The organism is Actinoplanes sp. TBRC 11911, from assembly GCF_012933445.1.
GTDB lineage: Bacteria > Actinomycetota > Actinomycetes > Mycobacteriales > Micromonosporaceae > Actinoplanes.
Window position 1 is genome coordinate 53491 of sequence record NZ_JABBNC010000048.1, and the last position, 15085, is coordinate 68575.

Here is a 15085-nt window from a genome sequence, read left to right on the forward strand (position 1 = left end):
GCTGTCGCGGGGTTGCGTTCGAACGCTGACGCCGCGATGCCCAGGGCAACAACGGCGAACCCGCTCGCTGCGCCCCAGCGCTCCCACCGTCCTGGCTCATGGCAAACCCGCCTCAGGTAAGGTCAAGATCATATAGCGCCGCACGGCCGTGGTACCGCTTGGTCAGTGAGTGCGTCCGGATCGCGGCGTCCACGGTTGTCACCCGATCGGAATCCGGGCCCGGGAAGCCTCGGGATCGCGCATCCGGGACAGCGGAACGCCAAGACCGTAGGTCACGAAGTGTCCGGTCGGACGGATCTCGAGGACCACGCATCCGCTACGGCGCTCGTCCGGGAGTAGCTTGACCAGATCGGGCAGGTTGTCCAGCACTGACGGCAGGTGGACGACCGCCACTGCCGGGAAGCTCACGGTCGCCGGCGGGATCGGGAACAGCAGCGACATGACGCCGCCGCGGCGGATCGGGACGGTCACCGCCACGATGCCGTCGACGGCGATGTGCCGGGCCTTCCAGCTGTCTGCGGCGACGACCACGAACATGCGATCGCCGGATGTTCCGTAGACGACGCCGCTGGAGCGTGGTGCGCCGTTCGGGGTGATGTGGCTGAGGACCGCGAACGACTGATGGGACAGGGCCCGCCAGACATCCGGTGCGGTCGGCCGTGCGATGCCATGCTCGACGTGTCCGCTGCGCCTCTTGGTTGGGATCGGCATGAGGTCACCCCTTCTCTTCCAGGGATACAGCGGGTGCGGCGATGCGCGGCAGGGCCGGAGGTCCCATGTCGCCGTCCCGAACGCCATCGGAAAATTTTAGGGAATGTCGCCGCGCGAACCTTCACGGCGGGCAGGGCCACAGGTCCGAGTTCGCGCGGGCTGAAGCCCCTAATCCAGCGGTCGGGACTTAATGCCCTACGGCGTGGCCGCCCTCGTCCTTACCGTCGGATTCGGAGGTGGACTGTGATGCGACGGCTCCTCGTTCTGGGCGCCGGTACTGCGGGCACGACGGTCGTGAACAAGCTGCGGCGCCGACTACCCCGGTCGCAGTGGCGGGTCACCGTGGTCGAGGCCACAGACCGGCACTACTACCAGCCCGGCTATCTGTTCCTGCCGTTCGGCGGCTACACCCCGGCGCAGGTCGCCAAGCCCGTCCGCAAGTTGATCACCCGCGGCGTGGACCTCATCCGCGGCCGGGTCGACCGGGTCATTCTGGCAGAGAACCGGGTGCTGCTGCACGATGGCCGTTCGCTTCCATACGACTATCTAGTCATCGCGACCGGCGTGAGCCCCCGTCCGGATCAGACGCCGGGCATGCTCGACGGCGGTCAATGGCGACGTAGCATCTTCGACTTCTACACCTTCGACGGCGCCCTGGCCCTCGCGAAGGCGCTCGACAACTTCGACGCCGGCCGGTTGGTCGTGCACATCACCGACATGCCGATCAAATGCCCAGTCGCCCCTCTTGAGTTCGCGTTCCTCGCAGAGGATTTCTTCGGTCGCCGCGGGACAAGAGACAAAATCGAGCTTACGTACGCCACGCCGCTGCCCGGTGCCTTCACCAAGCCGATCGCCGCAGCGCGCCTGGGAACGATGCTCGACGAGCGGAACATCGCACTGGAGTCCGATTTTCTAGTGGAACGCGTTGACGACACGGCCCTCGTCTCGTACGACGACCGCCGTGTTCCGTTCGATCTGCTGGTGACCGTGCCGTTGAACATGGGCGCCGAGTATGTTGCTCGCTCGGGTCTGGGTGACGAGCTGAACCTCGTACCGGTCGATCGCGGCACACTGCTGGCGCGCCTGGGACAACGTTTTCGCCATCGGCGACGCCAACGACATCCCCACGTCGAAGGCAGGCTCGGTCGCGCATTTCGCGGCCGAGGTCTTCACCACCAACTTCCTTGCGTACGCCTCCGGGCAGCCGATGACCGCCCGATTCGACGGGCACGCCAACTGCTTCGTCGAGTCCGGCCACGGTAAGGCCCTGCTCATCGACTTCAACTACGTCACCGAGCCGCTGCCCGGGGCGTATCCGCTGCCCGGACTCGGACCGTTCCGGTTGCTCAGCGAGGCCGCGGTCAACCACTGGGGCAAGCGTGCGTTCCGCCAGCTGTACTGGCATGCGCTGCTGCCCGGCCGTCCGATACCGCTGCCCGCACACATGTCCATGGCAGGCAAGCGGATACCCACTTCCGAGGAATGAGGCAATCATGCCCGTCACCACCATCGCGAGCCGCGACATCCACGTCGACGGGGAGGGATTCCTCACCAACTACGACGAGTGGGATCCGGAACTGGCCGAGCAACTCGCCAAACAGATCGGCGTCGACTTGACCGACCGGCACTGGACCGCGATCACCTTCCTCCGCGAGGACTACGCCGCCCGCGCGGAGACTCCAGGACTGCGCCGGGTGTCGCACGGCGCCGGCATCCCGACCAAGGAGCTGTTCACGCTGTTTCCGAAGAAGCCCGCGAAGAAGATGGCGTACATCGCCGGCCTGCCCAAGCCTCAGGGCTGCGTCTGAAAGGAACGTCCTCATGATCGTCCCGAAGTTTCGACGACGAGACCACCGGCCGCAAGCTTGCCATCATCTGCTCCAAAGGCAACTTGGACATGGCTTACCCCGGCCTGGTGCTCGCCAACGCGGCGCTCGGCGAGGGTGTCGAGACGCACCTGTTCTTTACGTTCTGGGGCTTCGACATGATCACGAAGTCGCGCATGACTCAGCTCAAGTTCACCCCACTCGGCAACACCGCCACCCACCTGCCGCAGGGCCTCGGCGGGCTGCCAGGAGTGACGGCGCTGGCGACGCACACGATGAAGAGGCAGATCGCCGAGGTGGGCGTGCCCGAGGTGCCCGAATTCCTCAAGCAGATCGTCGACTCCGGCGGCCACCTGTGGGCCTGCCGCATGTCGGCCGACATGATGCACCTCGACGAATCCGACCTCTACGACAGCGTCGAGGGCATCATCAGTGCCGCCGACTTCGTCGAGAAAACCGAAGGTGCCCAACTGCTGTTCATCTGATCCCGATGGGGAGGTCGTCGTGAAATCGGCGGAAACGAGGAGCCGCAAGTCCGCCGGCACCCACCGTACCGGCTACACCATCGCGATGCTCCTCAACGTCATCCTGCTGTACTTGGTCAACGGCCGTCCGGGGTGGTCGGCGCTGCCGTTCCTCACCACCGACACGGTTCATGTGCTGACGATCCTCAACGTCTCGCTGGCAGCCGGGGCGGTAGTCAACTTCATCTACCTCATTCATGACCCGCCGTGGCTGATCGCAGCCGGCGGCATCGTCACGACCGGGCTCGGAATCGGCGTCCTCGCGCGGCTATGGCAAGTTTTTCCCTTCGATTTCACGGATGGATGGTCGGTGGCGGCCCGCGTCCTGCTGGTCCTGGGCATCATCGGAAGCGGAATCGGCATCGTGGTCCAGACCGTGACCCTGATCGCCGCGGTCGCCAGGCGGGACCGCACGAAGGTTTCTGCAGGCTGACCCCAGCCGTCGCCTGCTGGACAGACGATCACCAGAATGGTGTACGGGATGCGGCGGGGCGCGGCACCACCATCACAGGGTATCGGGTTCGGCCCAGCAACGCCCGGGTGGTGCCGCCGAGCTGTACGGACTCCTGCGGGCAGTCGCTGGACGAGCCGACGACAAGCACCGACGCCGAGGCGCTGCCCAGCGCGACCGCGACCGCCTGGACCACGTCGGCGGCCGGCACGGTCCGGCGGCCGTGCCGGGTCGTCAGCTGCGAGACCTGTTCTGCGAACGTGCGACGAGCACAGTGCACCCCGGCGCAGAAGAACCGCCGCACGGTCAGGTCCAGGCGCACTTCCCGGCCACCGACACCGGTATCAGCCAGATGACGCACGTAGTGGCTGTGCACCCGATCCGACACCAACCCGCAGCCCGGGCACGTCGCCTGCTCGGAAACAGTCGCGGCCTCAACCCGCAGACCGGACCCGACCAGACGAACCCGCTGCAGCCGCAGCGATCCCAGATGCGGCAGCAACATCGCCAGATTTACAAAGGACACTTGAACCGATCGAGCCTAGCTGATCACGGAACTTGTGCCAGAGCCAGTTTTCAGGCGTCGTCGACAGACTGCTATACCGGACGGGACGGAAGCGAGCCGGTTGCTGGCGTGAATGCACGCCTATCTGAGGCACCTGCGGGTCGACCCTGATCAAGGAATCCGAGGTCCATACCACCACGGGAACTGATCCTGCAAGCTCCCCATCACCCGTTGTGACCACCCGTGCGCTGATGTTGCACTCCACACGGCTCACCGCCCCAGCGCCGCCAGCGCGGAGACCGCGACCGCGGACAGTCGGCGACCGGCCAGCCCGGCCAGCAGCTCGTCGGTGGTCCGCGCCACGCCGCGCCGCCATGGTGTGCCCTCATGCAGGACGACGATCGAGCCGGGCTGGACTCCGGCGAGCAGGTTGGCCCCGATCCGCGCGTCACGCGGGCCTCCGTCGTTGGCCGCGGCCAACGTGCCGAGCACCGCCCGCAGCTCCTGCCGGGCCGCGCAGCGCAGCATCCGCGGGGTGAACCAGCCCGACCCGGGACGGAACCATCGCACCGGTCCGTACGCCGTGAGCAGCGCGGTCACCTCCGCCAGCTCGCGGGCGAACCGCTGCTCCGGCAGCCGCACTGAGGGCTCGTCACGCATCAGATGGTTGCCGATCTCGTGGCCCTCCGCGCTGATCGCCGCGGCCAATTCCGGGTACGCCCGTACCCGCTCGCCGATCAGGAAGAACGTAGCGTGTGCGTGGTGCCGGGCGAGTACGTCCAGCAGCTCCGGTGTGGTGTGCGGGCTGGGCCTGTCGTCGAAGGTGAGCCCGACGGCCGGCGCGTCGGTATCCACGTACCAGAGAACGTCGGCCGGGATGATCCGGGACGCGGCTCGTACGGCGGCTTCGCGCCAGCGCGGCGCGGTCGGTGCCATGGTCCATGGTAGGCCGTCGTGTTGACCGGTGATACTTCTTCGATGCCGGGTACGACGGGCCCCGAGTGGCCTCCCGGTACCACGCTGTGCACAATCGCGCTTCCCGAATGTGGTAATACCGACATCATGTCAATCTGGGTTTCGGCGTCGTCGTCAGGATTGCCAGCGTAGAGATGCAGGACGTTGGGTGTGGCGCACTTCTGCTCAGCCCGGATGGGACGCCTTCGGCGCGGCCAACTTCGTGCTGAAAACCCCTCGCCGGTGCGGAAGGCCCGCGGCGGCGACCGCGGCCGACAATCCCGACGAATTCCTGCACCGGATCGTCGCGCGGCGTGCCGAGGAGCTCATAGCGTGGTCGCTCCGATGTGACTGCATCGACCTGTTCCAGGGAAGCATCGCGAGTGCCGTCGGACAGGGCGGATCCCTGTTGCTGGTGGTCTACCGGTTAGACCTTCAGCGGCCGCGATGACGCCGGAGGTGTTTGTCGCGGCTGGACGCACTCGGCAAAGGCGTTGATCCGCCGCCCGTATGGCGCCGGACCCCGTTCGGTGCGCACGCACAGTGACCCTCGTACTGAGCGGCACGCACAATCAGCGGCGGATCAGCGTACTGGATCATGGCGACTCGCTGCAGGGGATTTGGGGCCAAACACCCACCCATTCCAAGAGACCAACGGCCTCCTGATGGGACCGTCAAGAAACGGCGGCCTCTGTCGCCGACGCCTTGACAAAGAGAGGTGCCGTTTTTCTTAAGCCCTTTGGCCAAAGACGAAGATCACCGACAGCTCGCGGCAGTGGGCTTTTTGGGCCAGTCACGTGCCACCGCTATAGCCGCAGGCTCAACGGTGACCTGCATCGTCGCGGCGCCGAAGAAATCCGCACCATCCACCCGAGCGCCGGACAGGTCTGCGCCCTGTAGACAAGATCCGCTCAGATCGGCGCCACGCAGGTCGGCACCACGGAGATCGGCACCACGCAAATCGGTACGGCGCAGCAGGGCCAGTTGCAGGTCGGCGCCGCTTAGGGTCACGTTCGCGAGGTTGGCCCCATCCAGCACCGCGCCGCGTAGCGATGCGCCCTTGGCGTCCGCACTCGACAGGTCGGCGTCGGGGAGGGACAGGCGATCCAGATTGGCGCCGGCCAGCCGAGCGCCACGTAGATCGCGCGAAGCAATATCACGATCGCGCAGGCGTCGGCCCGCTAGGTCTGTTCCTTCGGCCGGCCGCGCCCTTGTCGCTGCGCCGCCCTCCGCGACGGCCGGCTGGCTACTGAATGCGGGCCATCCGAGGACATGTACGACCACAACGCTCAACAGGGCCACACCGACGGCGAAGGAGACGACTAGCCGCGCACCGGGAGTGAAGTAGTCCCGGCCGAGCAACAGCACGATTGCTCCGATGGTGGTCACCCCGGTGGCTAAGGCTCCGAACGGACCGAACAGCTCCCCAGCTGTCGCCATCGTGGCGACAGCGATCACGGGCCACAGCCACAACCATCTCTGTTCGGACCGGCCGGCATAACCAGCTGACCTTCCGGAACTGACCAAGGCGTCCTCACCCGGCCGCCCTATCTGCTCCGACGGCGGCACCGGCGTGGGCCGGCCGGGCGGCATGACCACAGCACCGGGGGGCGGCTTCGCCGCTGCGCTCCCCGATGGCGTAGACACGGGAGGACCGGACTCGCCGGGCTGTTCCGACATTAGTCCGGAGAACCTTTCGCTGGGCACGGCATCACCGCATCGTGACAGCATCCATCGAGGATTGCCAGGCGGCCAGGTCTGGCCGATCAGCCTTCCACCGATTCCTCATCGTCGGGCGTCGAAACCGGAGACTCGGGCGACACCGAATCAGCCGCTGATTCCCGGTACTCGCCGAGGTCCACACGGGTGGAGCCGAAGACCCGCATGAGTCGGCGATTTTGCGCGAGCTCCTCGGTGTAGCTGCGGAGTTGCGGCAAACGCAGCTCGTCGTAGAGCCGGAATCGGCTGAGGTCGACCATGACAGCGAGGCTGACGCCGTATTCCCGGGCCAACGCGGTCGCTCCGCGGTACGCGATGAATGCGAATGCGTACGGCAGGAGCGCCAGCAGAAGCCAGAACCCGTGCCGCCACATGAACGCCATCGTCACGACCACAGCGACCAAGGCGAGGAACGCGGTCCGGACAGCGAGCTCCATCTGCATCCGCTGATCACGCATGAACTCCAACTCGCGTTCACCGGCCACCATGGCAAGCCGGGGAATCGAGCGCAACGCATCGATCCCATATGGCTGCCCGGCGGATTGCTCGTAGCGGCGCAGGACGTTGCCGAGCCTGGTCGGCAAGATGGCGGAGTATTCCTCCGGGTAATCGGCTACCACGTCCCGGCTCCTATCTCGGCGCAGAGCAGCCTCCACCAGTCCGGCCGAGGCGTCAGCCGACCGCAGAGACACGCGGCCGGCAGCCTCGAGATTCGCCACCTGTCTCGCCGCCGACTGCTGCTCATCCAGATAGGAATACCGCCGACGGCGATGATGCATTGTTCGCATCACAGCAAGCTGCCGACCGAGTGACGTCGCACCCCAGTAGCCCTCGAACAGCCGCACCAAGCCGACCTGCACCGGATTCAACACCAGCGCAAGCACAAGAGCAGCCACGCCGACCAGGAGCAGTTGCCCGGGATCGAGGGTCGCTACCGACTTCCAGCGGAGCTGACCACCCCAGGCCCCGGTTTTCGCCAGGACGTACACGTAGAGGAAGAAGACGCTGGAGGGCAGGGCACTAACCACGGTGAAGTATCGGCCCACGCGACCCGCGCCAGACCCAGCCGCGGCGACGACGTCCAAGCTCACCATGCACCCCTATCTCGGCGAATCACACACTTGACAAAGCCACGTCTTGTCGGCCGCTGCGGTGAAGAACCCGACCCGGCAGTTGCCGCAGAGCTCGTGGTAGGCCCAGTAGACATGACTCTCATCGGCCCGGCACGCCCAGTGGTCAATTGCGGGTGTACCGATACCCAGGCACACCGGACAGAGCATCCCATCCGCAGTGTCGCCGCGATAGCAGCTCCAATGAAGAAAGTCGTCGCTTGCCAGAGGGTGATCCCATCCACCCCACGGACACCACGTGAATAGGAAGTATGTGCCATCAACGCATTGTCCGCTGTGACTGGTCAGCGGCATGGCTCCGTGCGGGCGACGGCGCCGATGGGAGGGCGCCTGACACCACATCACAGGACCGCCGCCTTCGTGCAAGCCCGTCGGAGTCAGTTGCGAGTAATTCGCTAGCGCCGTCGCGCGCCACACCAGCAGCGCCATCGTCAATAGACGGGCGCGACGGAGTCGCACTCCGCTCGCCAGTGCTCGCGCACACATGTCGTAACCTCCCGCTTACGCGGTGCAAGCGTAGACTCGTGAGCGCATCCGCCAGAACCCCCGAATGTCCGGCGGACAGTCTTCAGGACTGGTCCCAACCGGGCGGGGTCCTCCGGAACGAGGGCGATCCGGGTCCGTGCCGTGCCGGGCAGATCGGGGGCACCCAAGGGGCCACCCGGCCGATAAGCGCCGGAGCGTGCCTGCCCCCGAGGTACACCACCGAGGCGCAAGGCCGAGTGCTACCACTGGGCCTGCCGATGCCACCAGCGCATGAGCGCCGAGATCAGCCTGTCGGCGTGCGAGGCTCCGGGGTAACGGCCGTTACGACGCTCGACATCGGTGTCCCGACCTGCATGGTCATCACGCGACTGCCGATCTCACCCGGCGTGGCCGCATGGTCCTCGCTGACCGGCGACCAGGAAATAAACAGTCGGCCGGCGAGGAGCACACCCTCCAGCGTGCCTTCCAGCCCGTGCATGACCGCGGTGACGACCGGGGCCGAGGTCATCGGCTCCGGTCCGAATCCGCGCAGGACATCGAGGCGCCGGGCGATCTCGCTCGCCGGTACGTCGGCCCGGCTGGGCGCGTCACGGGCTGCCAGCAGGTCGGCGCGAACCTGGTCGGCCCACGGGCCCTGGATGACATCGAACTTGATGCAGAGGGCGAGGTAGACGCACTTGAGCAGGGCGATTGACCACCGCTTGTGGTCTGGAGTGTCGTACTGCATTTCGACGTCGCCAGCGGCCAGGATCTCGGCGTAGATCTCGTCCGACTTGCCGGCTGGCAGGAGCACAAACTCGTCGTTGTCGGTCCGGCGCACCAGGAGCCGGCCGGTCTTGCGCTTACCGCGCAGGGTCTCCGACGCGAACCACGTCGTCACCGCGCCCTCGTACCAGTCGAGCAGGTCCACCTCGACCTTGCTGCCAAAGTTGTTGTTGCACCGCTGCACGTCCAGGTCATCACCTTGCCCCCAATACTGCCGGGCGGCACGTGCTCGCCTTCCGTCGCTGCCGAGTCACTGCAGATCGGGCACGCATCGAAGCGCCGCGGTTGCAGCACCTCGACCAACTCCAACTCCCCGGGGTCGGCCGGGCCGGGCGTCTCGTTTGTCGCGTCAAGGCTTCGGCCGTCGGGCAACCGGATGGAGATCGAGTCGGGCGCGGGTTCACGCTTCGCCATCCAACGAGGCTATCGGCTCGTGCCAGCGCTTTTCGCTACGCGCGCTGGCGGGGTGACCGATGCGCTGCACCCTGGCGAGCCGGCCGAGCGCCCTCGGCGAATGCCTGGAAGTTCTCTCGCATAATGGCGTAGAGGCTTCCTGAGATCGAGGAGTTATTACGGCGGTTTCGGCTCTGCGTAAGCCGCCGACACATCCGGGCACTCGCCAGCACTCGCAGCAAGTCTCCCGGTATTACAGGGGCATCGGATAAGTCGAATCCGCAACTCGCCCACCTCTGCATATCGGGTCACCTGCCGACGTAGCACCCTCTCGGAGTAAGGCATGCTTCGATAGTCCGCGCGGCGAGCGCATCAAGGCCGGAAACGTCTCGGGCCAGTTATGCGATCATCCGATCTGTCAGGTTTGCGATCTGCGTTGCGGTATCTCCTCGGAGCTGTCGCAATGAAGCGCGCACGTCGCCGGCTTCCGCGAAATCCACTGACTCGCCTTTGGGCCCCTTCCAATAAAACTGAATCGAGACCTCGAACGCCTTAGTTGGATGCCAGGAGTGGTGTAGCATATTGTTGGCGAGCCGTGTGACTTTGATATTGCCAAACTCGACCAACGTCCGGACATCAAATTTATTGCACTCGTTCTATATCTCGGCGACCGACAGTGGGATCTCGTTAGCCCTCGCCGATCCTTTTAGGCCCAAGCGATCTCTGATGCTTCGATACCACCCCAGCACATCGGCGAGGTCCATCCAAAGCGATAGTGCGAGATGATAATCGAGTGAATCTGCGCCGAAAGAACCCGATAGTAGTGCCATCATGACTGGCACGCCTTCGTTTCTTGCATCCTCCACGCGAATAGCATTATTCTCCATTATCTCGTGGGAACGCTCGAATGATGCGAGGGCCCACAAAACTTCTGTCAGGCGCACCTTGGTTCGATCTGATCGTGAGCATGCGCCTACCTTGGCCCAATATTTTTCGAATCTTCGCGCCGGATCTCTCTCGATCTTCCAACGATAAAACCCGTACTGCTGGAACGCGGCGGCGATTGAGACCCTTTCGTCAGTCATCGATGAATCCTATGACTTCTGCTGTCCTCACGAAACTGACGTTGGTCGGGCGCGTTGTCGTCAGCCACCAGACAGAACTGGGCGTCATGATCGAACGCACTGTTCTCGGCAGATCCGGATGCTGATGGCATCGTCGGGCGACGAGTCGTGGTTGGTGAGCCGGTTGGCATTGCGGTCTCCTGATCCGCCAATTCCTCCTCCTGGTCCGTCTTCGACGGTCAGGCCAACCCATCGATGAGGGTGGTGTTGCGTCGGCTTGAACACGCGTGCGCCCGTCAGCTACGGAGGCCGAGCTCGTCGAGGGAAGTCGCGAGTGGATGCGGCTGCCCGGTCAGAGCTGCGAGGGCGGTGGCGACGGCTTGTAGGTCGGCTTTGATGTAGGTGGTGGCGGGTCCGGTTCGGTCGGTGTGGCCGGCGTAGGCGCGGGCGATGCCGTAGCCGAAGTTGCGTTCCACTCAGGTCAGGGTGGTGTGGCGGAGCAGTGGGTGGAGATGCCTAGGGCGGCGACCCAGGGCAGCCGGTCACCGATGCGTTTCCACAGCTGGTCGTAGCGCCGCGAGGTCAGCGGCCGACCGTCGCGTTAGCGCAGCAATGCATCGCGGGGTGCGACAACACTGCGGCGGTGGGCGTGCTCGTGCAGGTGGGTGGCGAGGTCGAGGGTGATCGGCTGCCAGCGCAGCGTCTCGCCCTTCTCTCGCAGGCGGACCAGGCCGTTGACCGGATCGAGGTCGGCCAGCCGTAGCCCGAGGGCACTGCCGCGCCGGCACGCGGTCTCGGTATGCAGCCGTGGCAGCAGCGCGTCCACGACGACGTCGTTGCCGCAGGAGCACGCCGCCTCGTTGATCTGCGTTAGCTCGTTGGGGGTCAGCGCGCGGCGGGTGCTCGGCAGCCGGCGTGGTTTGGCCACCTGATGCGCCGGGCTGGCCCCAGCCTCGTACCACCCGTAGGCGCACCCGCCCTCCTGCCTGGCAGCCTTACTCTCGCTACGTGAGTTCGAGCGCCTAGGAACTCGCACATCGCACCCACTGCAGCACACGGTGATTGGCCGAGCATCGCCGACAGACAGAAGGCCGTGTGTGACCCGGTCAGTATCACCACGCAGGTGAGCTATCTCAGCGGTACAGCGCTGGTACGCCGTAGTCGAGAATATTCTCACCGTAGCCGCCAACGGGGCTGCGGAGTTGTATCGCCAGGTCCGGGTCACATCCACGCGTAGTGAGTTCCCGCGTCATCAACTCGGTGGGGAGCCGGACAGCTTGCATTGCGAAGGTGAACGCCTTGTTGATCGAGCGCGTGTCGACGAGCCCGCAGGCAAGTAGTGCCGCGAAGGCGGCTGCGAACGTTTCGTCAACAGGCCATTGATGCGCGACGACTGCCTGGTGGGATGAGGCGGCTTCGGCTGCGAGTCCGCGCCGCCGTAGGCCGCCCGAGGTTGCGGTGGCGGCGCCGTCGCAGCTGCTGAGGATCAGCAGGCGGCACTGATCTCGATCCCTAGGCTGAGACCTGACGTCCTCGAGGGTTATGTACTCGCCGGCCCTGAGCTGAACCCCGTCGGTTTCAGGTCGAAATGGATTTCGGCTTCCGTGCCCGGAGATCCACAACAGGTCCACCTCGGGATCGCCGTAGGCTCTCCTGAAGGCGGCAGTGGTCGCGTTGGAACTGCTCAGCCGTTCGACTTTTAGACCGCCGCCGACCAGTACATGTTCCACCAGGTCGGCTTCGACACCGGACATGGCGGTGTCACCTTCGATGAGCACCGCATGATCGAAGAACGGGTCTATGGCCGGCCGCTGCAGGCTCGTCCACAGCGGGGGCGCCTGTCCGAACCCATCGAGCAACAGCGCCTGATACGGCAGGCGCCACCCCGGCACCGGTGTAAGCAGCGTTTCGTCGGTGAGGTGGTTGCGCAGGCTCGCGCAGCCGGCCGGATTCAACAGTGCGTTGGCGTGCGAGGCGAACAACTTGCCTTGCGCGCGGTCGACTTTGCCGGTAGCGCGAACACCAACAGAAACGGATGACGGGTCTGTGCTGGCGAGGGCTTCGCCGAGAGCAGCATTCGTCACTGAGGTGAGCGTGACTGTGTCGACGCCTGCGCTCACCAGGCAGGATCCTTGATCCCAGGCGTACTGAGTGCCGTCGCTACGGTGACACAGGAGTACAACGTGCGGGTAAGCGGCTTCGGGCACGCTATGCCAGTGCTGCAGCACGGCCGTGGCGGCTTGGACCCGTCCATCGTTGGCCAGGCGGCGTACGAGAGCACCGATCATGCCGAAGGCCCGTTCACGCCACGCGACTGCGGCGTCGGACATTACCCGGTCGATGAGCTCGAGAATCTGCGGTAGCGCCACCTCCAGAGTTACCGCTTCGTGCTCAACCGCACCCAACAGGATCTGCAAACGCGAGTGACTATCTACCTCATCCGAAAGGTCATGGAGAAGCACGGTCAGAGAGCTGGCGCGTTGCGGCGCCGGTGCGGACAGGGCCGCGGTGAACCGCAGGTCCGCGACGACAGTCGGATCGCTGTGTGCTCGAGCGGCCGTCTCACACCACTCCGACAGCTTCCCTGCCTCATCCAGGCGTCCGTTAACAGCACACCAGGCCAAGGCGGCGGGGACGGCCTGGATAACAGGATGATCAGCGGAGCGCGTCTCGGTGGCAGGCTGGAGTAGAAGCAGGTCTATCAGGCTGTCGGCTACGTGTGTCAGCAGATCCCGGAGATAGCCGGCGTGCCGGCCTACCTCGAACACGATCGCGGCGAATGCCGCCAGGACATCGTTTGCAAGGCGATCACGCCGAACCGCCCGCCGCCACAAGCTCACGTAGCCAGTGGTGTCGAATGTCGCCACATCTTGACGCTCACCGCCGAGTCCACGCATAGCCCAGCACCACACGGCTTCCCAATCGCCTTCCTCGTGGGCACGGGCCATCGGGCCTACGGCCAGACATAGCTGGGCGACAGCAGCGTCATCGCCAGACACCACATCGCTTTGTGCGGCCTGCCGCACATCCTCGATCAGGCAACGTGCCATCGCATCCGTATGCTCCCTCGCAGGCTGCCCGCTACTCACCGCAGCCTCGAAGGCCGAAACGATGGAGACGACCGGATCATCACCGAGCGACAAGTTCCGCTTCTCTGCCGGCAGGTAGGGGATCAGGCTGGGAACTGCATCGCTCAGGCTTGGCACCGCACCATGATGCATGCCGCAAGATTATCGGTCGAGCTGTCCGCATCTACGTCGGCATCCAAGGTCACCCCTTCTGGCATCTTTGGCGAGCTACGTTCGCGCCGCCACACGCTAGTGCCCTGACCACAAACGTTCGCCGGGCTGTGTGACACACCGGGCCGGGTCCGCTGTGTAGACCCGGCGGCGGTTGAGGCTGTCGTGGTGGCAGATCCGGTTCGAGTGCGCCGATTAAGTGATCAAGAGGGTCAGAAACTGCAGCGTCTTGTGCGCCGTGGGACGGGTTCGACGGTCCGGTTGCGCCGGGCGATGGTCGTGCTCGCCTCCGCCGGCGGAAACAGCGTGCCGGTGATCGCCCGCCTGGTCAAGGTCGATGAAGACTCCGTCCGCGGCGTTATCCACCGGTTCAACGAGATGGGGATGCCCAGCCTGGACCCTCAGTGGGCGGGTGGCCGTCCCCGCCAGATCAGTCCTGACGACGAGCAGTTCATCGTCTCGACGGCCAACACCCGCCCCACGAAACTCGGGCGCCCGTTCACCTGCTGGAGTATCCGCAAACTCGCCGAGTACCTGGCCGACAACGGCGACCGGACCGTCCTGGTGGGCCGCGAGCGACTACGACAGTTCCTGCGCAAACACGAGATCACCTTCCAGCGCACGAAGACGTGGAAGGAATCGAACGACCCGCAGCGGGAGGCGAAACTCGCCCGGATCGAGCACGTCACGCACAACTTTCCGCAGCGGGTGTTCGCGTTTGATGAGTTCGGGCCGCTGACGATCCGCCCGCAGGCCGGGTCCGGCTGGCAGCCCAAGATTCATCCGGACCGACTGCCGGCGAACTACCACAAGCTGCACGGCGTCCGGAAGTTCCACGGCTGTTACTCGGTCGGCGACGACACCATGTGGGGCATCATCCACGAACGGAAATCGGCCGTGAACACCCTCACCGCGCTGAAGTCCATCCGCGCGAAACGCCCGGACGGCGCCCCGATCTACGTCATCCTGGACAACCTGTCCGCACACAAAACACATCGCGATCCGACAATGGGCAGCCCGGAACAAGGTCGAGCTCTGCTTCACACCGACCTACGCATCGTGGGCCAACCCGATCGAAGCCCACTTCGGGCCGTTACGCACCTTCGTGATCGCCGGATCCGACCACCAAAACCACGTCGCGCTCGGCCGCCACCTGCACCAATACCTCCGCTGGCGCAACGCCAACGCCCGCCACCCCGACGTCCTGGCCGCTCAACGCCGCGAACGCGCACGCGTCCGCAGCGAACGACAACACCGCTGGGGCCACCCGACAACCAAGGCCGCCTAGCCAACCCGGCAAACGTTTGTGGTCAGGGCA

General features: G+C 65.3%; 13 protein-coding genes and 3 pseudogenes. 6 read left to right on the top strand and 10 right to left on the bottom strand.

Annotated features, from left to right (window positions below; translation table 11 throughout):
* Positions 1 to 198: 198 nt before the first annotated feature.
* Complete coding sequence (locus tag HH310_RS39755) at positions 199 to 711, bottom strand: pyridoxamine 5'-phosphate oxidase family protein (RefSeq protein ID WP_169180935.1); 513 nt, start codon at positions 709 to 711, stop codon at positions 199 to 201.
* A 246-nt stretch (positions 712 to 957) separates the two neighbouring features.
* Here HH310_RS39755 and HH310_RS39760 point away from each other — a divergent pair.
* The 4 genes and pseudogenes from HH310_RS39760 (at position 958) to HH310_RS39775 (ending at position 3494) form a co-directional block, all read left to right on the top strand.
* Positions 958 to 2197 (top strand): annotated as a pseudogene (locus HH310_RS39760) (NAD(P)/FAD-dependent oxidoreductase).
* Between the two features lie 7 nt (positions 2198 to 2204).
* Entirely contained in the window at positions 2205 to 2519 is a 315-nt protein-coding gene (locus tag HH310_RS39765) for a TusE/DsrC/DsvC family sulfur relay protein (protein ID WP_169180936.1), read from the top strand.
* 32 nt (positions 2520 to 2551) lie between these two features.
* Positions 2552 to 3022: pseudogene (locus tag HH310_RS39770) on the top strand (DsrE/DsrF/DrsH-like family protein); the annotation flags it as partial.
* Positions 3023 to 3107: 85 nt separating this feature from the next.
* Positions 3108 to 3494, top strand: a complete 387-nt coding sequence (locus HH310_RS39775; RefSeq protein WP_169180937.1) for a hypothetical protein — start codon at positions 3108 to 3110, stop codon at positions 3492 to 3494.
* Positions 3495 to 3522: 28 nt separating this feature from the next.
* On the opposite strand, the gene HH310_RS39780 is transcribed toward HH310_RS39775, so the two are convergent.
* Entirely contained in the window at positions 3523 to 4038 is a 516-nt protein-coding gene (locus tag HH310_RS39780; protein ID WP_169180938.1) for a transposase family protein, read from the bottom strand.
* 249 nt (positions 4039 to 4287) lie between these two features.
* On the bottom strand, positions 4288 to 4953 hold the full coding sequence (locus HH310_RS39785) for a polysaccharide deacetylase family protein (protein WP_169180939.1): 666 nt from the start codon (positions 4951 to 4953) through the stop codon (positions 4288 to 4290).
* Between the two features lie 187 nt (positions 4954 to 5140).
* Here HH310_RS39785 and HH310_RS39790 point away from each other — a divergent pair, with 187 nt between their 5' ends.
* Positions 5141 to 5422 (top strand): hypothetical protein, encoded by a 282-nt coding sequence (locus HH310_RS39790; protein WP_169180940.1) that lies wholly within the window; start codon positions 5141 to 5143, stop codon positions 5420 to 5422.
* Between the two features lie 305 nt (positions 5423 to 5727).
* Here the strand turns inward: HH310_RS39790 and HH310_RS39795 are convergent, their stop codons facing one another.
* From HH310_RS39795 to HH310_RS39820, 7 genes are all read right to left on the bottom strand, one after another.
* A complete protein-coding gene (locus tag HH310_RS39795) occupies positions 5728 to 6429 on the bottom strand; it encodes a pentapeptide repeat-containing protein (RefSeq protein WP_169180941.1) in 702 nt (233 codons plus the stop codon).
* Positions 6430 to 6737: 308 nt separating this feature from the next.
* Entirely contained in the window at positions 6738 to 7775 is a 1038-nt protein-coding gene (locus HH310_RS39800; RefSeq protein WP_169180942.1) for a hypothetical protein, read from the bottom strand.
* 814 nt (positions 7776 to 8589) lie between these two features.
* Positions 8590 to 9216, bottom strand: a complete 627-nt coding sequence (locus HH310_RS39805; protein WP_169180943.1) for a hypothetical protein — start codon at positions 9214 to 9216, stop codon at positions 8590 to 8592.
* Positions 9217 to 10120: 904 nt separating this feature from the next.
* A complete protein-coding gene (locus tag HH310_RS39810; RefSeq protein WP_169180944.1) occupies positions 10121 to 10549 on the bottom strand; it encodes a hypothetical protein in 429 nt (142 codons plus the stop codon).
* A gap of 275 nt (positions 10550 to 10824) precedes the next feature.
* Complete coding sequence (locus HH310_RS44525; RefSeq protein WP_248294874.1) at positions 10825 to 11004, bottom strand: hypothetical protein; 180 nt, start codon at positions 11002 to 11004, stop codon at positions 10825 to 10827.
* Positions 11005 to 11129: 125 nt separating this feature from the next.
* On the bottom strand, positions 11130 to 11456 hold the full coding sequence (locus HH310_RS44530; RefSeq protein ID WP_248294875.1) for a tyrosine-type recombinase/integrase: 327 nt from the start codon (positions 11454 to 11456) through the stop codon (positions 11130 to 11132).
* A 205-nt stretch (positions 11457 to 11661) separates the two neighbouring features.
* Positions 11662 to 13749: a CHAT domain-containing protein gene (locus tag HH310_RS39820; RefSeq protein ID WP_169180945.1), complete on the bottom strand. Its 2088-nt coding sequence runs from the start codon at positions 13747 to 13749 to the stop codon at positions 11662 to 11664.
* 186 nt (positions 13750 to 13935) lie between these two features.
* Here HH310_RS39820 and HH310_RS39825 point away from each other — a divergent pair.
* Positions 13936 to 15055: pseudogene (locus tag HH310_RS39825) on the top strand (IS630 family transposase).
* The last annotated feature ends 30 nt before the right edge of the window (positions 15056 to 15085 follow it).

What these genes read in the sequence shown, in the direction of transcription:
- HH310_RS39820 (WP_169180945.1), bottom strand. Translation starts at nt 13,749, where the DNA reads ATGCATCATGGTGCGGTGCCAAGCCTGAGCGATGCAGTTCCCAGCCTG.
- HH310_RS39765 (WP_169180936.1), top strand. Translation starts at nt 2,205, where the DNA reads ATGCCCGTCACCACCATCGCGAGCCGCGACATCCACGTCGACGGGGAG.
- HH310_RS39755 (WP_169180935.1), bottom strand. Translation starts at nt 711, where the DNA reads ATGCCGATCCCAACCAAGAGGCGCAGCGGACACGTCGAGCATGGCATC.
- HH310_RS39775 (WP_169180937.1), top strand. Translation starts at nt 3,108, where the DNA reads ATGCTCCTCAACGTCATCCTGCTGTACTTGGTCAACGGCCGTCCGGGG.
- HH310_RS39785 (WP_169180939.1), bottom strand. Translation starts at nt 4,953, where the DNA reads ATGGCACCGACCGCGCCGCGCTGGCGCGAAGCCGCCGTACGAGCCGCG.
- HH310_RS39810 (WP_169180944.1), bottom strand. Translation starts at nt 10,549, where the DNA reads ATGACTGACGAAAGGGTCTCAATCGCCGCCGCGTTCCAGCAGTACGGG.